General features: G+C 55.2%; 1 protein-coding gene. It reads left to right on the top strand.

What is annotated here, in order from left to right; translation table 11 throughout:
- The first annotated feature begins 218 nt into the window (after positions 1–218).
- A complete protein-coding gene (locus tag J7367_RS22020; RefSeq protein WP_209029017.1) occupies positions 219–1,010 on the top strand; it encodes a TniQ family protein in 792 nt (263 codons plus the stop codon).
- Positions 1,011–1,129 lie beyond the last annotated feature (119 nt).

The raw sequence follows: 1,129 nt of genomic DNA, 5'->3' as shown, positions 1-1,129 counted from the left end.
GCGATGGGGAGCGTGCGTCTGTGAACCGGGAAATTCCCGCGGAAAGCGCCAGAAATGGCGAAATTCCGAAGTTCCAAAAGCCACTCTTCGGAACGACGCCACCTTCCGCCCTGTCAGGTCTCGTTGTTCAGACCTTCCCTAGGCGCTGGGCATGATTTATCTGAAAAGACCGGCACCCTGCGATCCAAGAAGATCAGGAAAGTCTTGGAGGCAGCGATTTGAAATTGGTTCGCACGCCCCGCCCCAGATCACAAGAGAGCCTCGCCGGCTACATCCTTCGCATCTGCGAGAAGAATGGATACCACAGTCCATCCCTATTCATCGGCGCCTACAGGTGGAAGGCCAGCGGTGTCTACCACCTGACCGCCAAAGAATTGAGTTCTTGGACGGCTATCCCTGAGGACGATTTCTCAGAAGTTGTGATTCGCCATGAGAAGTCAACTGGGATGCGCTACACCACCTTTGGACCATCACTGATGTTGAACGCACATCTTGATCTCGATGCTGTTGCGGTCTGTCCCGAGTGCGTAGGGCATGACCTTCCGCATCTTGCTGTGTTTCACATCAAGTGGGTAGTCGCATGCCCGCTGCATCGCAAGGCTTTGATCAGGAAGTGCCCAGCCTGCAAGACCCAGCTCAACTCGGTTCGTCCTTCTCTGACAACCTGCCGGTACGGACACGACGTCTTGGAAAAGTTTCCGCCCAGACCGCTGGACCCCAACTACCTTGATCTTCTTAGCGTCATGCACGAGGCGTTTGATGAAGGTGTTGCAATGAATGTACCCGAGGAAGCGTCTCATCTCCGAGGTATCAGTACGCTCAGCCTTTGTACGCTCCTGGATGCACTGACCAATTTGGTTCTTGAGCCACACCAACCCATCATCGAGAAGACACCCATTACCGGTGGCTCGACTGTTCCCTTGAGCGCTGTTCCTTGGCTACTGACAAGCTGGCCCCATAACCTCCATCGCTACTTGGATGCTAGGGAAGGTCTGAACAACGAGACCTGACAGGGCGGAAGGTGGCGTCGTTCCGAAGAGTGGCTTTTGGAACTTCGGAATTTCGCCATTTCTGGCGCTTTCCGCGGGAATTTCCCGGTTCACAGACGCACGCTCCCCATCGCCGGCAG

It is taken from the genome of Xanthomonas sp. D-36-1 (assembly GCF_017746155.1).
Lineage (GTDB): Bacteria > Pseudomonadota > Gammaproteobacteria > Xanthomonadales > Xanthomonadaceae > Xanthomonas > Xanthomonas cissicola.
The sequence above is the reverse complement of the archived record's forward strand: the minus strand, read 5'-3'. Positions and strand labels throughout refer to the sequence as shown.